This window comes from Pseudomonas sp. MWU16-30322 (genome assembly GCF_020515535.1).
GTDB classification, from domain to species: domain Bacteria; phylum Pseudomonadota; class Gammaproteobacteria; order Pseudomonadales; family Pseudomonadaceae; genus Aquipseudomonas; species Aquipseudomonas fluorescens_H.
In genome coordinates, this window is the sequence record NZ_JAIWYL010000002.1 from 1 (window position 1) to 19301 (window position 19301).

The 19301-nt window shown below is 61.6% G+C and carries 11 protein-coding genes; 2 read left to right on the forward strand and 9 right to left on the reverse strand.

Going from position 1 to position 19301, the window contains the following annotated elements; all coding sequences use genetic code 11:
- Positions 1–11: 11 nt before the first annotated feature.
- A complete protein-coding gene (metR, locus tag LCH64_RS02985; protein WP_045122615.1) occupies positions 12–929 on the reverse strand; it encodes a transcriptional regulator MetR in 918 nt (305 codons plus the stop codon).
- Positions 930–1050: 121 nt separating this feature from the next.
- On the reverse strand, positions 1051–6216 hold the full coding sequence (locus LCH64_RS02990) for a DUF6543 domain-containing protein (protein ID WP_226499464.1): 5166 nt from the start codon (positions 6214–6216) through the stop codon (positions 1051–1053).
- A gap of 351 nt (positions 6217–6567) precedes the next feature.
- Between LCH64_RS02990 and LCH64_RS02995 the strand changes: the two genes are divergently transcribed.
- A complete protein-coding gene (locus tag LCH64_RS02995; RefSeq protein WP_226499465.1) occupies positions 6568–7587 on the forward strand; it encodes an alpha/beta hydrolase in 1020 nt (339 codons plus the stop codon).
- A gap of 84 nt (positions 7588–7671) precedes the next feature.
- On the opposite strand, the gene LCH64_RS03000 is transcribed toward LCH64_RS02995, so the two are convergent.
- Complete coding sequence (locus LCH64_RS03000) at positions 7672–11040, reverse strand: hypothetical protein (RefSeq protein WP_226499466.1); 3369 nt, start codon at positions 11038–11040, stop codon at positions 7672–7674.
- A 223-nt stretch (positions 11041–11263) separates the two neighbouring features.
- On the opposite strand from LCH64_RS03000, the gene LCH64_RS03005 reads away from it, so the two are divergent.
- The gene (locus LCH64_RS03005) at positions 11264–11929 is read left to right on the forward strand and encodes a DsbA family oxidoreductase (protein ID WP_226499467.1); all 666 of its coding nucleotides are present in this window, start codon (positions 11264–11266) and stop codon (positions 11927–11929) included.
- A gap of 10 nt (positions 11930–11939) precedes the next feature.
- On the opposite strand, the gene LCH64_RS03010 is transcribed toward LCH64_RS03005, so the two are convergent.
- From LCH64_RS03010 to LCH64_RS03035, 6 genes are all read right to left on the reverse strand, one after another.
- Positions 11940–13331, reverse strand: coding sequence for a sigma-54 dependent transcriptional regulator (locus tag LCH64_RS03010; protein WP_226499468.1), 1392 nt, complete (start codon positions 13329–13331; stop codon positions 11940–11942).
- Entirely contained in the window at positions 13321–15093 is a 1773-nt protein-coding gene (locus LCH64_RS03015) for an ATP-binding protein (RefSeq protein ID WP_003227784.1), read from the reverse strand. Before LCH64_RS03015 ends, LCH64_RS03010 begins: the two co-directional genes overlap by 11 nt.
- Positions 15090–16217: a GNAT family N-acetyltransferase gene (locus LCH64_RS03020; RefSeq protein ID WP_226499469.1), complete on the reverse strand. Its 1128-nt coding sequence runs from the start codon at positions 16215–16217 to the stop codon at positions 15090–15092. Before LCH64_RS03020 ends, LCH64_RS03015 begins: the two co-directional genes overlap by 4 nt.
- 66 nt (positions 16218–16283) lie before the next feature.
- Positions 16284–17159 (reverse strand): alpha/beta fold hydrolase, encoded by an 876-nt coding sequence (locus tag LCH64_RS03025; RefSeq protein WP_003227781.1) that lies wholly within the window; start codon positions 17157–17159, stop codon positions 16284–16286.
- Positions 17156–18550: an aminotransferase class III-fold pyridoxal phosphate-dependent enzyme gene (locus LCH64_RS03030; RefSeq protein ID WP_226499470.1), complete on the reverse strand. Its 1395-nt coding sequence runs from the start codon at positions 18548–18550 to the stop codon at positions 17156–17158. Before LCH64_RS03030 ends, LCH64_RS03025 begins: the two co-directional genes overlap by 4 nt.
- Positions 18543–19253, reverse strand: a complete 711-nt coding sequence (locus tag LCH64_RS03035; protein WP_003227777.1) for an HAD-IB family phosphatase — start codon at positions 19251–19253, stop codon at positions 18543–18545. Before LCH64_RS03035 ends, LCH64_RS03030 begins: the two co-directional genes overlap by 8 nt.
- Positions 19254–19301: the final 48 nt, after the last annotated feature.

Sequence of the window (19301 nt, forward strand, 5' to 3'; positions counted from 1 at the left end):
GGGGATGTGTGTCAGCGCACCGCGCTGACGCCATCCAGTGTCGAGAACGAAGTGTCCTTGGCGGTCAGCAGGAAATCGCGCATGTACGGTGCATCGAGCATATCCGCGCGAATCGCCGCGTACAGCGTGGCGAACAGACCTTTTTCGCCCAGGCGCTTGGCCTTCACGTAGCCGCGTGAGCTGTATTCGTGCAGCGCCCAGTGCGGCATGCCGCAGACGCCACGGCCGCTGGCGACCAGTTGCATCATCATCACCGACAGTTCCGAGGTGCGCACCTGTGCCGGTTCGATGTCGGCCGGTTCGAGGAAGCGGGTGAAGATGTCCAGCCGATCGCGTTCCACCGGGTAGGTGATCAGGGTTTCGCTCAGCAGGTCTTCGGGAACGATGTACGGTTTGCTTGCCAGCGGATGCTGGTTGGCGACCGCGAGCATCGCTTCGTAGGTGAACAACGGCACGTAGGTGATGCCGATGATGTCCAGCGGATCGGAGGTCACCACCAGGTCCAGATCACCGCGAGCCAGCGCCGGCAGCGGGGCGAAGGCGAAGCCCGAGGCGAGGTCGAGTTCGACTTCCGGCCAGGCGTCGCGGAACTGGTCGATGGTCGGCATCAGCCACTGAAAACAGCTGTGGCATTCGATCGCCATGTGCAGGCGCCCGGCGGTGCCACCGGCCAGTCGGCTGATGTCGCGTTCGGCGGCACGCAGCAGCGGCAGGGTCGCGTCAGCCAGTTGCAGCAGACGCAGGCCAGCACTGGTGAAGCGCACCGGTTTGGTCTTGCGTACGAACAGCGGCATGCCCATGCGCTCCTCCAGCTCCTTGAACTGGTGCGAAAGCGCCGACTGCGTCAGGTGCAGGCGGTCGGCGGCATCCACCAGACTGTCGGCCTCGCGCAGGGCATGCAGGGTTTTCAGATGACGGATTTCAAGCACCGCAGGCTCCATGAACAAAATTTGTGATTGAGGCTAATGCGGTGAGTTTGTCTCATGTTGGCGGGGCTGTCGACTGCTTGAAGTACAGCGGAGCACCTCCCGTGCGCCGCTGTTTTTTGCTTCAGAGGTGGGCGAAGTGCTGGATGCCCAGCGGTTTACCGATATCCCCACGCCAGATTGCCTCGACCTGTGCGCCGCCAGCACCCTGGGCCTGTTGCCATTGCAGGCCGAGATTGCGTTGTTCAGGCAATTTCAGATGAGCTTTGGCGAAATCCCCGAACGGCGCCCTGTCCGAGGTGTAGTGAAAGTGCGCATACCACAGCGTGCGCGGCGGATGGCTGGTCAGGTCGCGGACTTCGTACTCCTGGAGGAAATCCTTGCTCCTGTCGGCGCGCCTGCCCAGGGCCCGCAGTTCACCTTCCTTGCGGATATCCACCACTTGCTGTTGCAGCAGATAGTCCAGATAGCCTTCAGTGGGGGTCTTGCTGCGCAGTGACTGGTCGATGCGCAACGTGCGCCCGGCCCGTTGCAACGCCTGCGCGGTGGCGTGCAACTGCGCGACCAGTGGGTCGGTCGGCGACAGCCGCTCGATCGCCTGCGCCCGGGAGCTCAGTTCCGTCGCTTCGCTGACGAGCATGTGTTCCAGGTCCACCGGCAACATGTCCTGACGGGCGTAGCCATTCACCTTGTCCTGGTAGGCGGTGACAGCGGCGAGCCGCTGCCGGGCTTCGGCCAGCAAGGGTCTGACATCGCTAGGCAGGGACGGCGTGGTCGCGGTGTGGCGCGTCTGCAAGTGATACTTGCCGCTCGGGCGCCGCAGCCAGGTTTCATGGAAGCCGTCGCCGGCCACGATGAAGCGTACCTGGCGGGTACTTTCATCAAGGGTCTCGGTGCCGATCAGCAACTGGTTGTCCTCGGTTTCGAACAGTTGCCTGGCCCCAGGCTCTCGGCGTCTGATCGGCGGCGGCTGTTTGAGCGCATGCCGCGCGTGCTCTTCGACCTTGCTCAGGCTATCGAGAAACGGTGCGATCTGCTCCAGCTCCAGATGCTGCGGATAGCCCAGTGTCCAGGCCTTCAACTGACGGCGGAAACCGGCATAAATCTCCAGGGAATCCTCGATGATCCGGTTGCGCTGGGCCACGCTGGCATTGGTCTCGGGCAGATGATGCTGGGTCAGCAGTGCGCGTCCGACTTTTATCCGGGCGTCCTTCATCTGTGTGTGAAAGTACATCCAGTACAGATCGTCGACCGCTTCGTAGCGGGTGATGATCTCCAGCAGGTGGGCGGTTCTGAGGTAGTGGTGATTGCGATCGCCGAAGTTGCGGTTGAGGGCCGTGATGTCGGCGGCCATTTTCGCCCTCTGGGTATTGTTGGTGATGCGCCTGTTCCACAGGTTGGCCTGTTCGATGATCGCGTGCAGTTGATCGAACTCCTCGAGAAAAGCCTTGCGCACCCATTTGCGTCGGGCCAGCAGCTGCACGTGCGCTGCCGTCTGGTTGTAAGGCGTGGCGTCGGATTCGGCGACCAGCGCATCGACCCGGTTCAGGAATTCGAGCAAGCGATCGCGGGCCACGGTCGCGCGTTGTACTGCGCGGTCCACCACCACCAAGGCACTGCGGCTCTTCAATTCCTTGAGCTGTTGGACTTTGTTGCCGCGACTCAGGTGCAGCAGTTCGTCCGAGCTCTGGAACAGCTCGATGGCTTTGTCGATGTCATTGACGCAGGCCGTGTCGACCTCTGCCAGCAGCGGCTTGCGCTGGACAAAGTCGAGTCTCTGGTAGTTTTCCAGCAACTGATTGGTGGTGCGTGTCTGGTTCTGCAGGCGGCGGGCGTAGGCGTCGATGGTGTTGTTCAGGGTCAATTGCCGGCGCAATTGGCGGTTGGTCCACCACTCTGGCAGCCAGCGGCGGATGGTCTCGGGCCAGAGCGGTTGGAGGCCATCGGCCAGATGCCCGAGCACCGCGCCACCGCCTGCGCCGCCACCGTCCATCACCGTGCCGTATACCGCGTAGTGGGTGTTCCACTGGCCGAATTCGTCGAGGGCGATCGGCTGTTTGTAGCCGCGCATCCACGTCCCGTACAAACGCCAGCCGCGTGGCTGTTCGCTGAGCTGGACGCGATAGACGCGGCCCAGCCGCAGGATGAAATCGCCCTCGGCATGGCGGTAGACATTGCGGTAAACGCCCTCGGTCGCCGGGCTCAGGCCGGCCAGGGAAATGTCGTGTTCGTATTCGTAGCCCTTGAACCGGTCGAGCGACTGTCGGGACCATTGCCAGGACGTGCGCAGTGCGGCGGACCTGCCCAGTGTCGCCTGTTGCCGCTGCCGGGTTGCCAGGCGTGCGGCGGCGGGCGCGCTGACTTTGCCCGGCAGCACGTCCATAGCGGCGTCGATCAATGACAACAGAACCGCTTCCACTTCCGCCAGACCGTGGCCGAGTTCACCGCGCAAGAACGCCGCCACGGCGAGGTTGGCGCTGTGCCAGGCGTCATACAGCGCCACAGCTGTGCCCACGAACGGCAGCATGCCGATGGCCATTTTCAGATAGTTGAACAGGGCGCCGGACTTCAGTGCGCAATGTTCCAGATACAACGCATCGTTGGAGCGCGAACTGTCGCGATGAGCTTCCAGCAAGCGGCCCATGTGTACGTTCAGCAGATGACTGGCCAGCGAAGTGGTTGCCGGCCAGGCCATGCCGACGCCGATCAGGGCATTGAAGTTGCGCAGTTGTGCTTCATTGATCCGGCTGACATGGCTGGCGAAATCGCCACTCAGGGCACGCCCGGCGAGGTAGTTGACCATGTTGCGGTCAACGCAGCGCCGGAACAGATCCAGACGCGCCTGCTCGAGTGTTGCGTACTGCCGCAGGAAGATCGCGTCGCTGCTGTCGGGCAGGTACAGCAGGGTCAGGCCACTGACCTGCTCGACGATGAAGGTGACCCCGGCGAGTGTGCTCGGTCCCTGATGCGCGGTGTCCGTGCCGCCGACCGTCAGGTGTACCGGCAGCAACGCGATGCGCTTGCCGTCGACGGCATAGGCCTGAGCCGTTGTCGCGTCGATGGCGATTTTCAGCACGGCATGGCCGGCGCTGTCGATGTGCTGCTGCAGCAAGGCGAACTCACCCTGCAGTTCGAGCATCAGGCGCCACGGTTCGCTCAGGCATTCGCGGCGCCAGGCCTGGGTGAACGCAGGTTCTGTCGGCGTGCCGAAAAACGCCTGGCGAATCAGGATTTCGTAGCGTCCGGCCAGATCCAGTTGCGTCACCAGCTGACGCAGGTAGACCGGGTTGATGCCCGCCTCGACACGCTGCCGATCACCTTCGTCCTCGGCACTGACCTTGACTTGCATGAACGACAGTCGCCACCACATGTCCTGGTCGATGTTGTTCTGGGCCAGTTGTTCCAGGCTGAGATCACTGCGCCCGGCGCTGGCGGTGAGGACACTGCGTTGCGGAGTGCCGGGCGCAGCGCCCTCGATCAGGGTCTTTTGCCAGGAGGTGGAGTCGGGCAGATCAAGGCTCACACGCACGCTTTTCACCAGTGCAAAGTCGTGGCGCAAGCGCGCGTCGATGCGTTTTTCGGCGAAGGTCTGACGCGGTGGCAGTTCTCGTTCGAGCAGCGCATGAGCGTGTCGCATTGCTGCGAGATAGCGATTGATCAGCGCCTTGAGCCGTGTACGCCTGTCGTCGTCGAGTGTGTTGAACCACGCGGGCAGGTTGCCGGCCAGCGCGGCGCTCTGGTCTTGCTCCTGACGCTCGGCAAACGCCCGTGCGCGGGCTTGCGCCAGCGCTACGGTCAAGCGTGACAGATGCTGTTCACACAGCTGTTCCATCGCGGCTTTGCGCGCCTCGACATGCGTGGGCAGCGGGTGATCGCGGATGATGGTCGCGGCCTGTTGTTCGCACTGATAGAGCTGCTGATCCAGGGACCAGGTCAGGGCATCGCCGGACAGTGGCGTCAGGTGCAGGGCCAGTTCGCGGTCGTACGGCGAGCGCTTGAACAGGTTTTGCTCCAGCGCCTGACGCGAGGTGAAGCGTTGCAGTCCACCGCACTGCCCGGGCCAGTAAAGCAGCAGACTGTCTGTTGAGTCCGGCGCCAGCGCTGAAGGCGCCGCGATGATCAGTACGCCGGGCAGGTCTTCGACCCGGGTGAGGCCCTGGTCTGTCGCCGACAACGACACGCGCGCGATCACCCCTTCGGATGCCGGCAGGTTGTGCCCCGGTGCGTCCAGCAGTGTGATGAGCTGCCGATGCTCCTGCGCCGTCAGTTGTTCCAGTGCCCGTTGCCATTCGACTTCGGCGCGCAGCCCCGCGATCCGGGCCTGCAGCAGGGCGGTGTAATGGACGTTCGAGTGGCGGCGCAGTTCGAGCATTGTCAGCGGATCCCGGCTGTCGAGCAGCGCCGACGCCGCATCGTGGCTGGCTTGCCGGGCCTGGCCAAAGGCATCGAAAGCACCGGCCAGTTGCTGACGCTGCGGGGCGTGCAGATCGGATTCGCCAAACAGACGATCGAGCGCCAGGTGTTCAACAGCCAGTGCCTGCCGCCGCAGGTCCAGAGGAATGTCGGCGACCAGCAAGCCAAACGGTGCAACCTCGTCGGCATTTTGCCCGGTGCTATCGGGCAGGGCTGGCGCGGCGGGGAAAAGCCTGCCCACCTCGATCCAGCTACCGACGCTGCTTGCCGGGCCGGCCATCAGCGGCTCAAGCCCGCGGGTCAACGGTTCGTGGCCGAATTCGATAAAGTCCAGCGAAGTGCCAAGCACCGGATCCGGGTACTGCTCAATCAGCCAGTGCTCAAGCCCGGCCTGATCTTCGAAGCGGATCAGCGGTTGTGCCTGGGCAGGTATATAAAGCAGATACACCGCGTCCTCGAGACGGATCATCAGGGCACCGTGCAGGCGCACACGGTTGCCACCGACACGGTTGAGCACCGGTTGCGCGACCCGCAGATCCGCCGCGATTTTGTTCGATGGCGTCAGCAGCTGCGCCAGCCGGGGTTGTTGTGAACGGCTGAGCCGGCCTTCGGCAATCGCCAGCTCACAGGCCGCTTCGAAATGCCGGCGGTACAGGCTCGCGGCATGATCGCGCCGTGACAGCGCAGTACCGCGCGCACGAGCGCTCCACCAGCCGCTGTCGGGCAACCCGTGACGCTGCGCCATGAGGTCGAGCCATTGCTGGTGACAGGCGTTCAAGCGCGTCGTCGCCAGAAAACAGAGGTTTTGGTCAGGGGTTGGCCGCAGTGGCGGATCAAGGCCGAAGTCGACCGTTACAGGGGAAAGGGCATCGAACATGCGCCGGGGCTCCAAAAGGCATGACCAGCGGGTGATTCCGCTGGTCATGCCCATTAGAGGCGAGCTGTCACAGGGCCTTGCGGTACATATTTATCGCTGGCGCGGGCATTCGTTTCAGAGGGTGTCCCGGTCAGGCGTTCAGCCACGCCCTCATGCGGTCAAGGTGAACAGGTCTGACCGACGTCCTGTTGCGTATCACCGACAGAAATGACAGGCGCGACGAACGTCACGACTCGTGGCGCATGACCACTCGGCAAACTTCATCAAACTGTCACGCAACTGTGGCAGCGCGCTTGAACAAACTTCATCAGACTCGCGCTCTACTGGGGTTCTGCGTTTCGGTGTTTCTTCATGCGTTTATTTCTTTTGTTGGCCGCGCTGTTGTTCGGCCTGCCGTCGATGGCGGCTTCGCGTTGCGACGTCAATGTACCGACCGAACGGGTCGATCTGGCACAGGTGAGCCTGGCGTACCAGAGCATCGGCCGTGCCTCGGATCCGGCGCTGTTGCTGGTCATGGGCCTGGGTGGTCAGTTGATCCACTGGCCCGACGAAGTGGTGGTTGCGCTGTGTCAGCAGGGCTTTCGGGTGATCCGCTATGACAATCGCGACGTCGGTCTGTCGACCTGGCGTCAAGCGCCCGCCGAGGCCAACCTGACCTTTGAAGTGCTGCGCTACAAGCTCGGATTGCCGGTGTCGGCGCCTTACTCGCTGACCGACATGGCCGACGATGCGCTGGGCTTGATGGACGCGCTGAACGTCGACCAGTTTCACGTACTGGGCGCGAGCATGGGCGGGATGATCGCCCAGCACCTGGCGGCGATGGCACCGCAGCGGGTGGAAAGTCTGACGCTGATCATGACCAGTTCCGGCGCCGAAGGATTGCCGGCGCCGAGTGCGGCGCTGGTGCAACTGCTGGCGCGGCGCGGCGCGCCGAATCGCGAGGTTGCGCTGGAGCAGCAGGCCGATCTGCTGGCGGCGCTCGGCAGCCCCTCAGTCACTGATGATCGGCAGGCGTTGCTGCATCAGGCGGCGATTGCTTACGACCGGGCGTTCAATCCTGAAGGTGTGAAGCGGCAGATCATGGCGATCCTTGCCGAGCCGAGCCGGGTGACGTTGCTCAATCAACTGCGGGTGCCGACCCTGGTGGTACACGGCACGGCCGATCCGTTGTTGCCGGTGATGCACGGCGTACATCTGGCGGCGCATATCCGTGGCAGTCAGCTTAAGCTGATTCCGGGGCTGGCCCATCGTTTTCAAGAGGCGTTCAAGGCGCCGTTGCTGGCGGCGGTGTTGCCGTATCTGCAACAGCACCGTGAGGACACGTCGCACTGGGCGCAGATCGAGCCGGTGGCGGGGGCGAACGTGCTGTGATTTTTCCATCGCCGATGGTATTGCTCAAGCCAGCTGCGCAGTCCCTTTTGCAGAGGCCGCGCAGTCTGGCGCGGCGGTGATGAGCTACGCGTTGGTCAGTTGTCTGATGGTCAGGTTATGCAGGAAAAAGTCATTGCCGATATCACCCGGCTGAAGGTTGTGAATGTGGAACACAGCGGATCGGTCAGTCGCGGTAAACACGCCTCGCAGGAGAATCCAGTCAGAGAACTTGGGAATTTCTCTGTGAGGTGTTTCAAGCATGTAGCTGACCCCCAGGGATAACGACGGGTTGACGTCATAGCTGTTGACCGCAGTGTTGTAGACGCCACACAGGAATTCATACTGCGCGCCAATCACCAGGTCGAATCGCTTGCTGAGGATGATGCCCCAGTTCTTGATTTTGAGCGGCGTGTTAATCCAGAACAACAGGTTGGGCGGCGTACCGACCAGTTTGTAGCTTTGGCCACCTTCACCGAGCGCCCAGCCATTAAAGTTGCCATTGTAGAAATTGGTCACTTCATAGAAATCCGGTTGCACGGTCACGTTCCACGCCGGGGAGACCTGTTTGCCGTCGGCCGTCTGCGCCGTCAGGCTGTGTCGACCGTTGCCGATCGAGACGTCGGCTCTCCAGATCCCGTCGACATCGACCTCAACCGTCCTTAAAAACACTTGACCGTTGAACAGCCGAATCGTCGAGTAGGGCGTCGCGCTACCCACCAGGCTGGGCATGATGTCATCGCACGTGCCGCCGTTTCTGACCTGGCCGGTGATGCCTCCCTGGTTATCGATCAGTTGCGTAATCTTCGGGAGGGCCAGCATTTCGGTCTTGATGGTCAGTTCACGCATCGGGAAGAACGTATCGGCGCCGTCCTTGTCGCTGAAGTTAGCCACCGACAGGCCGAACACTTGCGTGCCGTCCTTGAACAGTTTGAGTTGTGCGCGAGCGATCACGCCGCTCAGTCCACTACGGATGTGGTTGGCCGTGATGACCTCGTCAAACAGGCTGATGACGTATTCGCTGCCGTCCTCCTGCTGACCGCTCAGGGCCACGCGCATGCGGGTGCCGACGGCGATGAACAGCCACGGCACCAGCGTCCAGTGCGCATCGCCCTGGAAGTTGTTGAGGTTGAGCACTTTGTGGTCTGGCGCCTCGGCAATGCTCATGCGCGGGTAGTTGATTTCCGGGTTGGCGATCGGACGGACCTGATATTTCGCAGCGGGGGAGCTTTGATCCTGAATGCCTTCCTGTCTCACCTCGTACCAGAAGGAAATGATTGTGCCGATGTTTGCAGGAATGGCGGTCAGCGGCAGGTCAAACAGCAGCGTGCCACTGGTGTTGCCTTGCAGGGTGGTCAGGGCCGGACTGCCGAGACCTTCACGCCCTTTGGCGAACAGCGTCACGCGATGCGATGGATCCATGCCGGCGTAGCGCATACTCACCGTCGCGGTTTTCAAGGTGTTCATCGGATCGATCAGCATGCCGGCCGAGGCTTGCATCAACTCCGGTGCCGGCAGCAGCAGGGCCTTGGAACCGATGCGCAGGGTCAGTTCCGGAGCCGTCAGCGGCAGTTCCCGGGGGCGTTCGATGTACCAGTCGACACTGATGACACGATTGAGCAGCGGCTGGATAAGTTCCAGTGCCAGGCGGAACTCGATGTTCGTGCCGACATTGCCGCTGCTGATTGGCAGCGAATCGAAGAATACCGGGCGATCTTGCGGATCGAGGTTGTTGCCCAGTCTCCAGACTTCCAGATGCACGGTATCGCCGATCCGCGTGTGGGCGGCGGCGGGACAAATGGCGGGAGTGCCGAACGGAATATCCTTGGGGTCGAGAACGCCTGCCGAGTTCTTGCCGACTTCGACCACGGCCAGCGTGTCCTGGGTGCGACCAATGCGAAAGTGGCTGGTGAAGGACAGCAAAGGTTCGTTATGGCTGTCACCGGTGACGCTGTAGTCGACGGTAATCGAGCCATTGGGGTAGGTACCGAAGTGTGCCGTTTCAATATCGAAGGGCACCACTATACCGACACCGGGAATGTCCATTGAACGCGTGACAATGCGCTCATAGGTCTGCAGTCGGGTGGTGCCGCCGGCGCTAGTGCTCAGGCAGGTGAGCGTCACCGTATCGCCGACCACGATCCCCTCGATCCCGGGCCCGGCATAGATAACCGTGCCTTCGAGTTCGGGAGGGAACACCGCACCCCGTGCCTCGGGAGCCGTGGGGGCCGGTGCCCGGTATTGCTCGCCTGTCAGTCGTGGCGAGTAAGGATAGGACGGTGTGCGAACTTCGCTGCCAGCAACTGTCCGGATGCGCTGATAGCTCAGGGTCAGGGTGGTCGGGGCCAGTCTTTTCACCAAGGCAAAAGGCACCTCGAAGGTCACGACACCGGCCGTGTAATCGAGTGGGCCGAACACCTCGGGATGCCCGCTCGCAGTGTCCACAAGGGTCAGTTCCACCCGATCACCGGCGATGGCGTCGGCGCGCCGTACCAGCACGTCGACCTTCATGGCAGCACCGTTGAGGTCGTCGAGTTTCAGAATGTCATCGATGCTCAGCCGTACCGAAGGGGCTTCCAGGTAGGTGTTATCGGGATCGAGTATCCCCACGCCGACTTTCGAGGTCAGACTCGCGTCATGTACCTGGTCGGTGATCCTGTAGCTCACCAGCAACGGGTCGGCGGGGCCGATCAGCTTGAGCGTAGTGGCCCGGACCGTCACTACGACATCCTGGCCGACCTCCTCGGGTTTGACGACGTAGCGGACGACCTGATTGGCAATCGTCAGCTCGATCTCGTCACCGCGGTCCATGACCGGCCAGGCCGGAATAATGCACTCGACACCGGATTCGACCATGTCCTTGTCGATCAGCGCCGGAAAGCGCGGAGCCTCCAGTGGCACGCGTTCACGACTGTTGCCGGTGGGGTCGAGGCTGTCGGGAAAGGTCGGTTTGAACCACACGTTGATGCGGTCGGACGGCACCGGTTCAGAGGCACCCACCCGTTCGATGCTGTACCACATCTGATGGATGCCGGGTCTCTCGACAACAGTCCTTGGGAGAATCCCGGTAATGTCCTTATTGTTGTGGTCGGCAGGCACAATCACTGTCTTGACCAAGGTGCCAGGCTCATCCGGATCGGGCGTCTCGCCCGGCGCAACGCGTTTGCCCATATACAGGCGTACGGTGTCGAATTCTTCCATAAGCAGATAGGAAGGAATCAGCACTATCCACCCTAGGCCAATGCCCGCCGTTTCATCCGCGCTGACGCCGTATAGCGCCTGGGGATAATCCACCTCGTGCCAGCCTGGAATTTTGATCGGGAACAGCCTGAGTACTCCGTCTTCGGTAAACAGACCGGCCGACTTGATCTCGGCAAACGGGTCAACCTGCTGTTGCGGACTTTCCGCCTGCAGCGCAGCGAGTTGTTCTCGGGTGTAGATAAACAGGGCAGTCATGGCGTTCTCCGATGCGGTTGATACGCTTCAGCGATGGTCAATGCGCGCTTTGGCCCATTGAGCTGGAAATAGCCGTTGCGCACCACTGTCAGAAATAACAGGTCAAGCATGTTTTCGGACGAGCGGTATCGAGCCTGACGCGAAAAAAGCCGGCTGACGTCCCCATGCATTCCCGGTGTATCGTGCAAGCTTTCCCGCACGATTTCCGTCCGCGAGGTGTGTGATGAGTTCAGCTTTGAAAATCGATTTTGTCAGCGACGTTTCCTGCCCGTGGTGCGTCGTCGGCCTCAATAGCCTGTTGCAAGCCCTGGAGGTTCTGCGCGATGAAGTGCAGGCCGAGATTCATTTCCAGCCGTTCGAACTGAACCCGAAGATGGGCCCGGACGGGCAGAACATCACCGAGCACATCGGCGAGAAATACGGCTCGACCCCGGAACAGTCACAGAAGAACCGCGAGGCGATTCGTGCCCGTGGCGCCGAGGTCGGATTTGCCTTTCGCACCGATGGCAACAGCCGCATCTACAACACCTTCGATGCTCATCGTCTGCTGTATTGGGCGGGTCTTGAGGGTTTGCAGTTGAAGTTGAAAGAGGCGCTGTTCAAGGCGTATTTCACTGACGGCGGTAATCCGTCCGATCACGCGCAACTGGCGCAGATTGCCGAAAGCGTGGGCCTGGATCGGCAGCGTGCGCAGGCGATTCTGGCCTCCGCCGAGTTTGCCGATGAGGTGCGTGCAGAAGAGCAGTTGTGGCTGCAACGCGGCGTGAGTTCGGTGCCGACCGTGGTGTTCAACGGTCAGTACGCGGTGACGGGCGGGCAACCGGTGGACACCTTTGTCGGGGCGATTCGGCAGATCATGAGTGAAACCAAAGGCGGCACGGTCAATTGAGCCAGCGCTCTTAACGCACGATCTTGTCGACGTGGATCCCGAGTTTCTTCAGGCGATACCAGAAGCTGCGTTCGGAGATGCCGATCAACTGCGCGGCGGCGGCCTGCACGCCGTTGCTCTGTTGCAGGGCCGCAAGAATGTAGGCCTTCTCAACTTCGGCGAGTGCTGCGTCCAGATCCGCCGGGACACCGTTGATTTCGCTTAGCGGGCCGCTGCTGTCCGAGGCTTGCGCGGCGAACAGGTAGGCCGGCAGATCCTGCTCCTCGATGATGTTGGCGGAGGCGACGATGGTCGCGCGCTCCACACAGTTCTGCAGCTCGCGGATGTTGCCTGGCCATGAATAGCGGGTCATCGCCTGCAAGGCTTGCGCGCTGAAACCGCTGATGCGTTTGCCGGCCGCGGCGCCCAGGGTGTGGGCAAAATGCCGGGCCAGCGGGGCGATGTCCTCGACCCGATCGCGCAGCGCCGGCAGCGGGATTGGAAACACGTTGAGGCGGTAGTAGAGATCTTCGCGAAACTCCTTGTTGGCCACCGCTTGCAACAGGTCTTTGTTGGTGGCGGCGATCACCCGCACATCGACCTTGCGTTCCTTGGTATCGCCCACCGGCTCGATCACCCGCTCCTGCAGGGCGCGGAGGATCTTGGCCTGCAGTGCCAGCGGCATTTCACCGATTTCATCAAGAAACAATGTGCCTTTGTCGGCCTGCTGAAAGCGCCCGATGCGATCGGCCACGGCGCCGGTGAACGCGCCTTTGCGGTGGCCGAACATTTCGCTTTCCAGCAGCCCCTCGGGGATGGCCGCACAGTTCACCGCAACGAACGGTTTGTCGGCGCGGTTGCCATGTTTGTGGATGGCCCGGGCGACCATCTCCTTGCCGGTGCCGCTTTCGCCGCTGAGTAGCACGGTGGCGGCGCTTTCGCGTACCGAGTCCACCGCTTGCAGCACGCTGCGAAAACTCGGGCTGTCACCGATCAGGCTGTCGATCTGCCGATGTTCGTCGAGCTCGGCGCGCATGCGCTGGTTGTCTTTGAGGATGTCGCGAAACTGCAGGGCCTTGCTGACGGTGATGTCCAGCTCGTCGATGTCGAACGGTTTGGCGATGTAATCAAATGCGCCATTGCGCATTGATTCCACCGCATTTTTCACCGTGCTGTAGGCGGTCATGACGATGACCGGCAACTGTGGATAACGGTTCTTCACCTCTGCCAGCAAATGCGGACCGTCCATGCCGGGCATGCGCCAGTCACTGATCAGCAGATCGATCTCTTCGCTTTCCAGCACCTTGAGTGCGTGCAGGCCATTGCCGGCGGTGAACACGCTGATGCCGTTCTGCCCGAGGGCCGAGGCCAGCAGATCGCAGAGTTTCGGTTCGTCGTCCACCACCAGAATGTTATGCGTCATCGTCGCTCTCGTCGAAGTCCTCGCCATTGGCCGGAATGTACAGGCTGAAGGTCGCGCCGGCATCTTTTTCGCTGACACATTCTACGCGCCCGTTATGGTTTTCCATGACCGAAAACACTTTGGCCAGGCCCAGCCCGGTGCCCGAGGCCTTGGTGGTGACGAACGGGGTGAAGATGCGCTCCAGCATATCGGCTTCGATCCCCTGACCGGTGTCCGCCACGCTGACGATGGTGTATTTGGCGTCGCTGGCGATGCTCAGGGTCAGTCGGCCGCCATCAGGCATCGCGTCGATGGCGTTGACGATCAGGTTCAGGCCGGCCTGTTTGAGTTGCTTGGCATCGGCGTAGATCGTCGCCCCCGGCGCCTGATCGTCGATGTGCAGATCAATGTTGTGGCTGGCCAGCTCCGGCTCGCAAAAACCGGCCAGTTCGTCGACCAGGGCGCGGGCTGACTGGGTGGCGCGGATCGGCGCGCTGGGTTTGGCGAAGTCGAGAAACTCGGTGATCAGATCATTGATCCGGCTGACTTCCTTGACCACGTATTCCAGATGTCGCCTGTCGGTTTCCGGCAGGTCGGCACGGCGGTGCAGCAGTTGCGTGGCGGTTTTGATGATGCCCAGCGGATTGCGGATTTCATGGGCCAGACCCATGGCGACTTCGCCCAGCGCGTGCAGGCGATCACGGCGGCGCAGTTGCGACTCCAGATGCTGCAACTCCTCCAGACGTTCGCTCATGTGGTTGAACGTGCTGCTCAGTTCTGCCAGTTCGTCGCCGCCATTCACACTCAGGCGCTGATGATAGTCGCCGGCAATCACCGCTTGTACGCCTCTGGCCAGGCCGCGCAACGGCTTGGTCAGACGCTGCGAGACCAGCCAGCCAACCGCCAGCGACGCCGCCGAACTGAGCAGGAAAATCAGGATGAACAGGTTACTCTGATTGACCAGGCCGACCAGGCTGGTGTGGCGCAGCAGTCCGCTGAAAATCACCCCTTGCAGCTGGCCGTTTTCGTTGAAGATCGGCCGGTAGATGCCGCTGTAGCGGTTGGTGAATTGCTCGAATGGCCGCTTGCTTTCGCGCAGGTTCTGTTCAATTCCTTTCGGCACTTGCAAAGGGTGATCCTCAAAGCGCTGGGTCGAGAAGATCTCCGAGAAGTCGTCGCCCTTGGCCAGGTAAAGGCGCAGATCAAGCGAATGCACGTCGGCAACACTGGTGAGGAAGCTGTCGTCCAGATAAGTGCCGATGATCAATTTGTATTCGATGCCGCTCTGTTCGGTCTCGAACGTCGAAATCACCGTGCCGGTGGCCACACCGCCCACCTGCAGGGTTTGCAGTACCGCTTTCGGGGCGGTGCTGATCTGGCTGACGATGTCGTCGGCGGCGGTGCTGTACACCACTTTGTGATCGCTGTTGCGTACCAGCGCCACGACGTCGATGCCCATGGAGTCGGCGACGTCGGCGGTCAGCTTGTTGTGCTTGGCCGATTGACGATCGGTGGGAGGGCGCGTGTAACGCAGAAACAGCTGAGCGGCGCGGGCGTTGTCGCGCAGGATTTCGCTGATTTCGTCCTCGACGATCTTCGACGATTCCTGCAGCCAGATGCGCACGTTGCTGTCGAAGATCTGCGACAGCGTGGTGGCCGCCAGTTCCGCAGCAATCATGGTCGGAATCACGCTGACCAGCCAGAAGGCCAACACCAGTTTGCGTTGCAGGCTCCAGCCGGAAAGGGCGAAAGGTCGGGGCGTGGCGCGTCGGTCATTGATCATTGGATTTCGCTTATTGCAGCTGCCAGGGCCGGATCGGAGCGATCCGGGCGAACGAATATTTTCACCAGACGCAACAGTTGGTCGAACAGCGGATTGCGATGGCGGAAGAACACGGTGTTACCGACAAACGAGCAGCCCAGACGCAGCTTACTGGCATAGCCGGCCTGCCCGCACACATAGATCGCCAGTTTGTGCTCAATACAGTAGTCGACATTTTCCAGCCAGCTACGGGTGTAAAGATTGTACTGCCGCGTGCGGGCCAGATCGTGGGCAAAAAACTTGTCGACCAACCGCTGCTCGTCGAGCAATACCAGATTGAACGCCACCAGTTCGTCGCCGACCCAATAGAGCACGCACGCCGATCGATTATCGAGGTGATTGAGGACTTCGCGAAAGTACGCCGCAGGCAGGCACTCGAAGGCCAGATCGCTGCGGGCGAGGGTGGCTTCGTAGAGTTCCATCATGCGCGGCAGCAAGTCGTGCACCGAGCGTCGCCATTCCGTACGCGGCCCCTGGTTGCGCAAGATTCGGCGCAGATCCTTGCGCGTGGATTTACCCAGGCTACCCAGATAAGCGTCCACCGAGGCGAAGCTGATCGGCAGTTCGGCACCGGGCAACCCGGGCATGCTTTGCAGGCCGGCCTGCTGACAGACCTCCAGCCACTGTGGATCGCGGTGCGAGGCATCCTTCACCGCGAACAGGCCGATCCCGGCGTGTTCGGCATCCTGTCTTGCCAGCTCCAGCAACTGACGGAGCAGTGACGGGCGGTGCGTCGCCGCAATGTGCGAAGCCGTGCCGACATGGCATTGCTCGGCCACCGGCGAGCCGAGGGCGTACAGACGGATGTCGAACAGCCGGGGCAGATGTCGGCGCAGCCATTGACTGACGCGTTTGCCCGCGCCCTGCAGCGTGGTATCGAGTGAGTAGGCCGTGATGAACGCCACGGTGGCCGCAATCAGGCGGCCGTCCTCGTGCAGCGTCAGATAGCGCCAGTGAAAGCCGTCAATACCGGCGCGTTCAACGGCGCGGTAGTAATCCCAGTCCTCCAGCTCATCGACGAAGCAGTCATTCCAGGCGCAGCGGTCGATCGCTTCGATCGTTGAGAAGGCTTGAGCGGTGATCACGTCGTTTCCTTATGTCGGCGAGTCGTGGTGTTCGGCCTGTGTCGCAGGATGTCTGCCGGCAACTGCTCAAGCCAGTTGCCGGTACTCCAGCGGCGCAACGGGGCTGCTGATCTGCTGCATGAAGCGTCGCTGTATGAAGTCGATGCTCAACTCCACGACACGGCGGTACTGCAGGTCGACCGTGATCATGTGATAGCAGTCGTCGAGCAACACTTTGGTCACCGGTCCGCCGAGCTTGCGTTCGACGTAATCGGCATTCCAGCGGCTGGTGATGTCGTCCTCGATGGAGTGCAACACCAGCGCCGGCGTGGTGATCGACGGCATGCGTTTTTTCACCACGGCGTTGAGCCGGTGCAGTTCGCGCACCGTGACGCCTTCCATGGTCAGCAACCCGGCCTGACTGCTCTGACCTTCTTTCATCTGGCGTTCGACGATGGCCCGCAGGCGCTCGTTCTTAATGCCGTAGGGCGGCTTTTCTTCGAAACTGCACAGGTGCACGCCGAACGGGATTTTCATCAGCAACGGGGTGAGGAACGCCAGTTTGTTGATGCTCCAGCCGTCGTAGCGCAGGGTGGTCGAATACAGCAGCAAACCCTCGATCTGTCCCGGGTGTTCGGCGGCCAGGTACATCGACAACACCGCGCCCATGGACAAACCACCGACATACACCTTGTGGTGTTTGCGGCGTACACCGACGAAGGTATTGCGTGCGCTTTCGTACCAGTCGCGCCAGCCGGTGGCTTGCAGGTCGGCATTGCCGCCGCAGTGCCCGGCCAGGGTCGGCACATAGACCGTGTGCCCGGCTTTCGCCAGGCCCACGGCCACCCGACGCAACTCCGTCGGGGTGCCGGTGAGGCCGTGGATCAACAGCACCGCGACCTCCCCGTCGCCGAGAACGAAACCGGCGTTGCCTTCGCCCATATCGATCTCTGCGTCGATCATCGTTTCATCGCCCGATGCAGCAGGCGGTCGAGCAGGGCCAGGCCCAGGTCGATTTCCGGATAGCTGATTTCCAGCGACGGTGCCAGGGTGATGACGTTCTTGTAGTAGCCGCCCACGTCGAGGATCAGACCGAGGCGACGACCGTCGATTTCGATGTCGCCCTTCATGCCTTCTTCGACCATGTAATCCAGAGTGGCCTTGTCCGGGGTGAAGCCGTCCTCGGTGCAGATCTCGCAACGCAGCGCCAGGCCCAGACCGTCGACATCGCCGATGATCGGGTAGCGTTTTTTCAGATCCTGAAGACCGTCGAGGAAGTATTTGCCCTTGGCCATGACCATCGCGCCGTAATCGACTTCGCTGGTCATCTTGAACATTTCCAGACCCACCGCAGTGCCCAGCGGGTTGGAGGCGAAGGTGGAGTGGGTCGAGCCTGGCGGGAAGACTTTCGGGTTGATCAGCTCTTCGCGGGCCCAGATGCCGCCCAGCGGGTTGAGGCCGTTGGTCAGCGCTTTGCCGAAGACGATCACGTCGGGTTTGACGTCAAAGTGTTCGATCGACCACAGCTTGCCGGTGCGATAGAAACCCATCTGGATTTCGTCGACCACCATCAGGATGCCGTGTTGATCCAGCACGTGCTTGAGTTCGCTGTAGAAGTTCATCGGCGGGATCACGTAGCCACCGGTGCCCTGGATCGGCTCGACGTAGAACGCGGCGTATTCGCTCTGCCCGACTTTCGGGTCCCAGACGCCGTTGTATTCGGTCTCGAACAACCGCGCGAATTGCTGCACGCAGTGGCTGCCGTACTCTTCCTTGGTCATGCCTTTCGGGCCGCGGAAGTAATACGGGAACGGGATGAACTGCGCACGCTCACCGAAGTGGCCGTAGCGGCGGCGATAGCGGTAGCTGGAGGTGATCGACGACGCGCCGAGGGTACGCCCGTGGTAACCGCCCTCGAAGGCGAACATCAGGCTCTTGCCGTTGGTGGCGTTGCGCACGACCTTCAGCGAGTCCTCGATCGACTGCGAACCGCCGACGTTGAAGTGCACCCGACCGTCGAGGCCGAACTTGTTCTTGGCATCGACCGCGATCATTTCCGAGAGCTCGATTTTGCCTTTGTGCAGGTATTGACTGGCGATCTGCGGCAGGGTGTCGATCTGTTGCTTGAGCGCATTGTTCAGCCGCGGGTTGGCGTAACCGAAGTTGACCGCCGAGTACCACATTTGCAGGTCGAGGTAGGCCTGATCTTCGGTGTCCCAGACGTAGGAGCCTTCGCAGCGGCTGAAGATGCGCGGCGGTTCGATGTAGTGAACGGTGTCGCCGTAGGAGCAGTATTTGGCTTCTTTTTCCAGAAGGACTTTGTCTTCGGCTGTCGCAATGCGGATATCAGACATGGTGCAGGGTTTCCTGTGCTTCAGAAGTGGATTCGGTGCTGAAATTGACGGCGTTGGCGGCCGGGGCCAGAGGCAGGCGGGCCAGCAGTTGCGGCAGTTCGGCGAAGCTGTCGAAGCGCGCGTAGGCGATGCCGTTGCGCTCGCAGTGCTCGGCCAGGCGATCCTTGGCGAAGACGAAATCGGCGGTGGACGCCACGCACATGTCGGACTGGCCGTCACCGATCACCAGCACGCGTTTGCTGCTGGGGGTGGATTTGCATTTGCAGTTGCCGGAGGCCGCGCGGCAGGCGTCACTGGCGTAGGGAAAGTCGATGCGCCATTTGTCGTGATCGATCTGGCGCAGGCGGTTGGCGAGGATCGGCAGCAGCGTCACGTAGTTGCGCGCCAGAATCCGCGCGATGCCTTGTTCGATGCCGTCGCTGACCACTTCCAGCGAAGCGCCGAGGCCGATCACGTGGTCGACGAAGTCGGGGAAGTCCGGGTCGATGTCGATGCTGTCGAAGAATTCGAGCAGTTGCGCAGGCGTGGCCTTGATCAGCGCCAGCTGACGGCTGAGGCATTCACGGGAACCGATCTTGCCCTCCAGCCATTCGTTTTCGATGGCTTCCCAGCTCGGGTCGGCGAAGCGTTCAAGGATGCTGTCGATTACGTCGGTACGGGTGATCGTCCCGTCGAAATCACACACGATATGCCAGTCAATCATCTGCAGTACCTGTTGGGTCGAGGCAGTTGTCAGGGTGCGCGGTCTGCG

Bases quoted from the DNA above. Each gene is read 5' to 3' on its own strand.
- LCH64_RS03010 (WP_226499468.1), bottom strand. From the start codon at position 13,331: ATGACGCATAACATTCTGGTGGTGGACGACGAACCGAAACTCTGCGAT.
- LCH64_RS03030 (WP_226499470.1), bottom strand. From the start codon at position 18,550: ATGTCTGATATCCGCATTGCGACAGCCGAAGACAAAGTCCTTCTGGAA.
- LCH64_RS02990 (WP_226499464.1), bottom strand. From the start codon at position 6,216: ATGTTCGATGCCCTTTCCCCTGTAACGGTCGACTTCGGCCTTGATCCG.
- LCH64_RS02995 (WP_226499465.1), top strand. From the start codon at position 6,568: ATGCGTTTATTTCTTTTGTTGGCCGCGCTGTTGTTCGGCCTGCCGTCG.
- LCH64_RS03015 (WP_003227784.1), bottom strand. From the start codon at position 15,093: ATGATCAATGACCGACGCGCCACGCCCCGACCTTTCGCCCTTTCCGGC.
- LCH64_RS03000 (WP_226499466.1), bottom strand. From the start codon at position 11,040: ATGACTGCCCTGTTTATCTACACCCGAGAACAACTCGCTGCGCTGCAG.
- LCH64_RS03005 (WP_226499467.1), top strand. From the start codon at position 11,264: ATGAGTTCAGCTTTGAAAATCGATTTTGTCAGCGACGTTTCCTGCCCG.
- LCH64_RS03025 (WP_003227781.1), bottom strand. From the start codon at position 17,159: ATGATCGACGCAGAGATCGATATGGGCGAAGGCAACGCCGGTTTCGTT.
- LCH64_RS03035 (WP_003227777.1), bottom strand. From the start codon at position 19,253: ATGATTGACTGGCATATCGTGTGTGATTTCGACGGGACGATCACCCGT.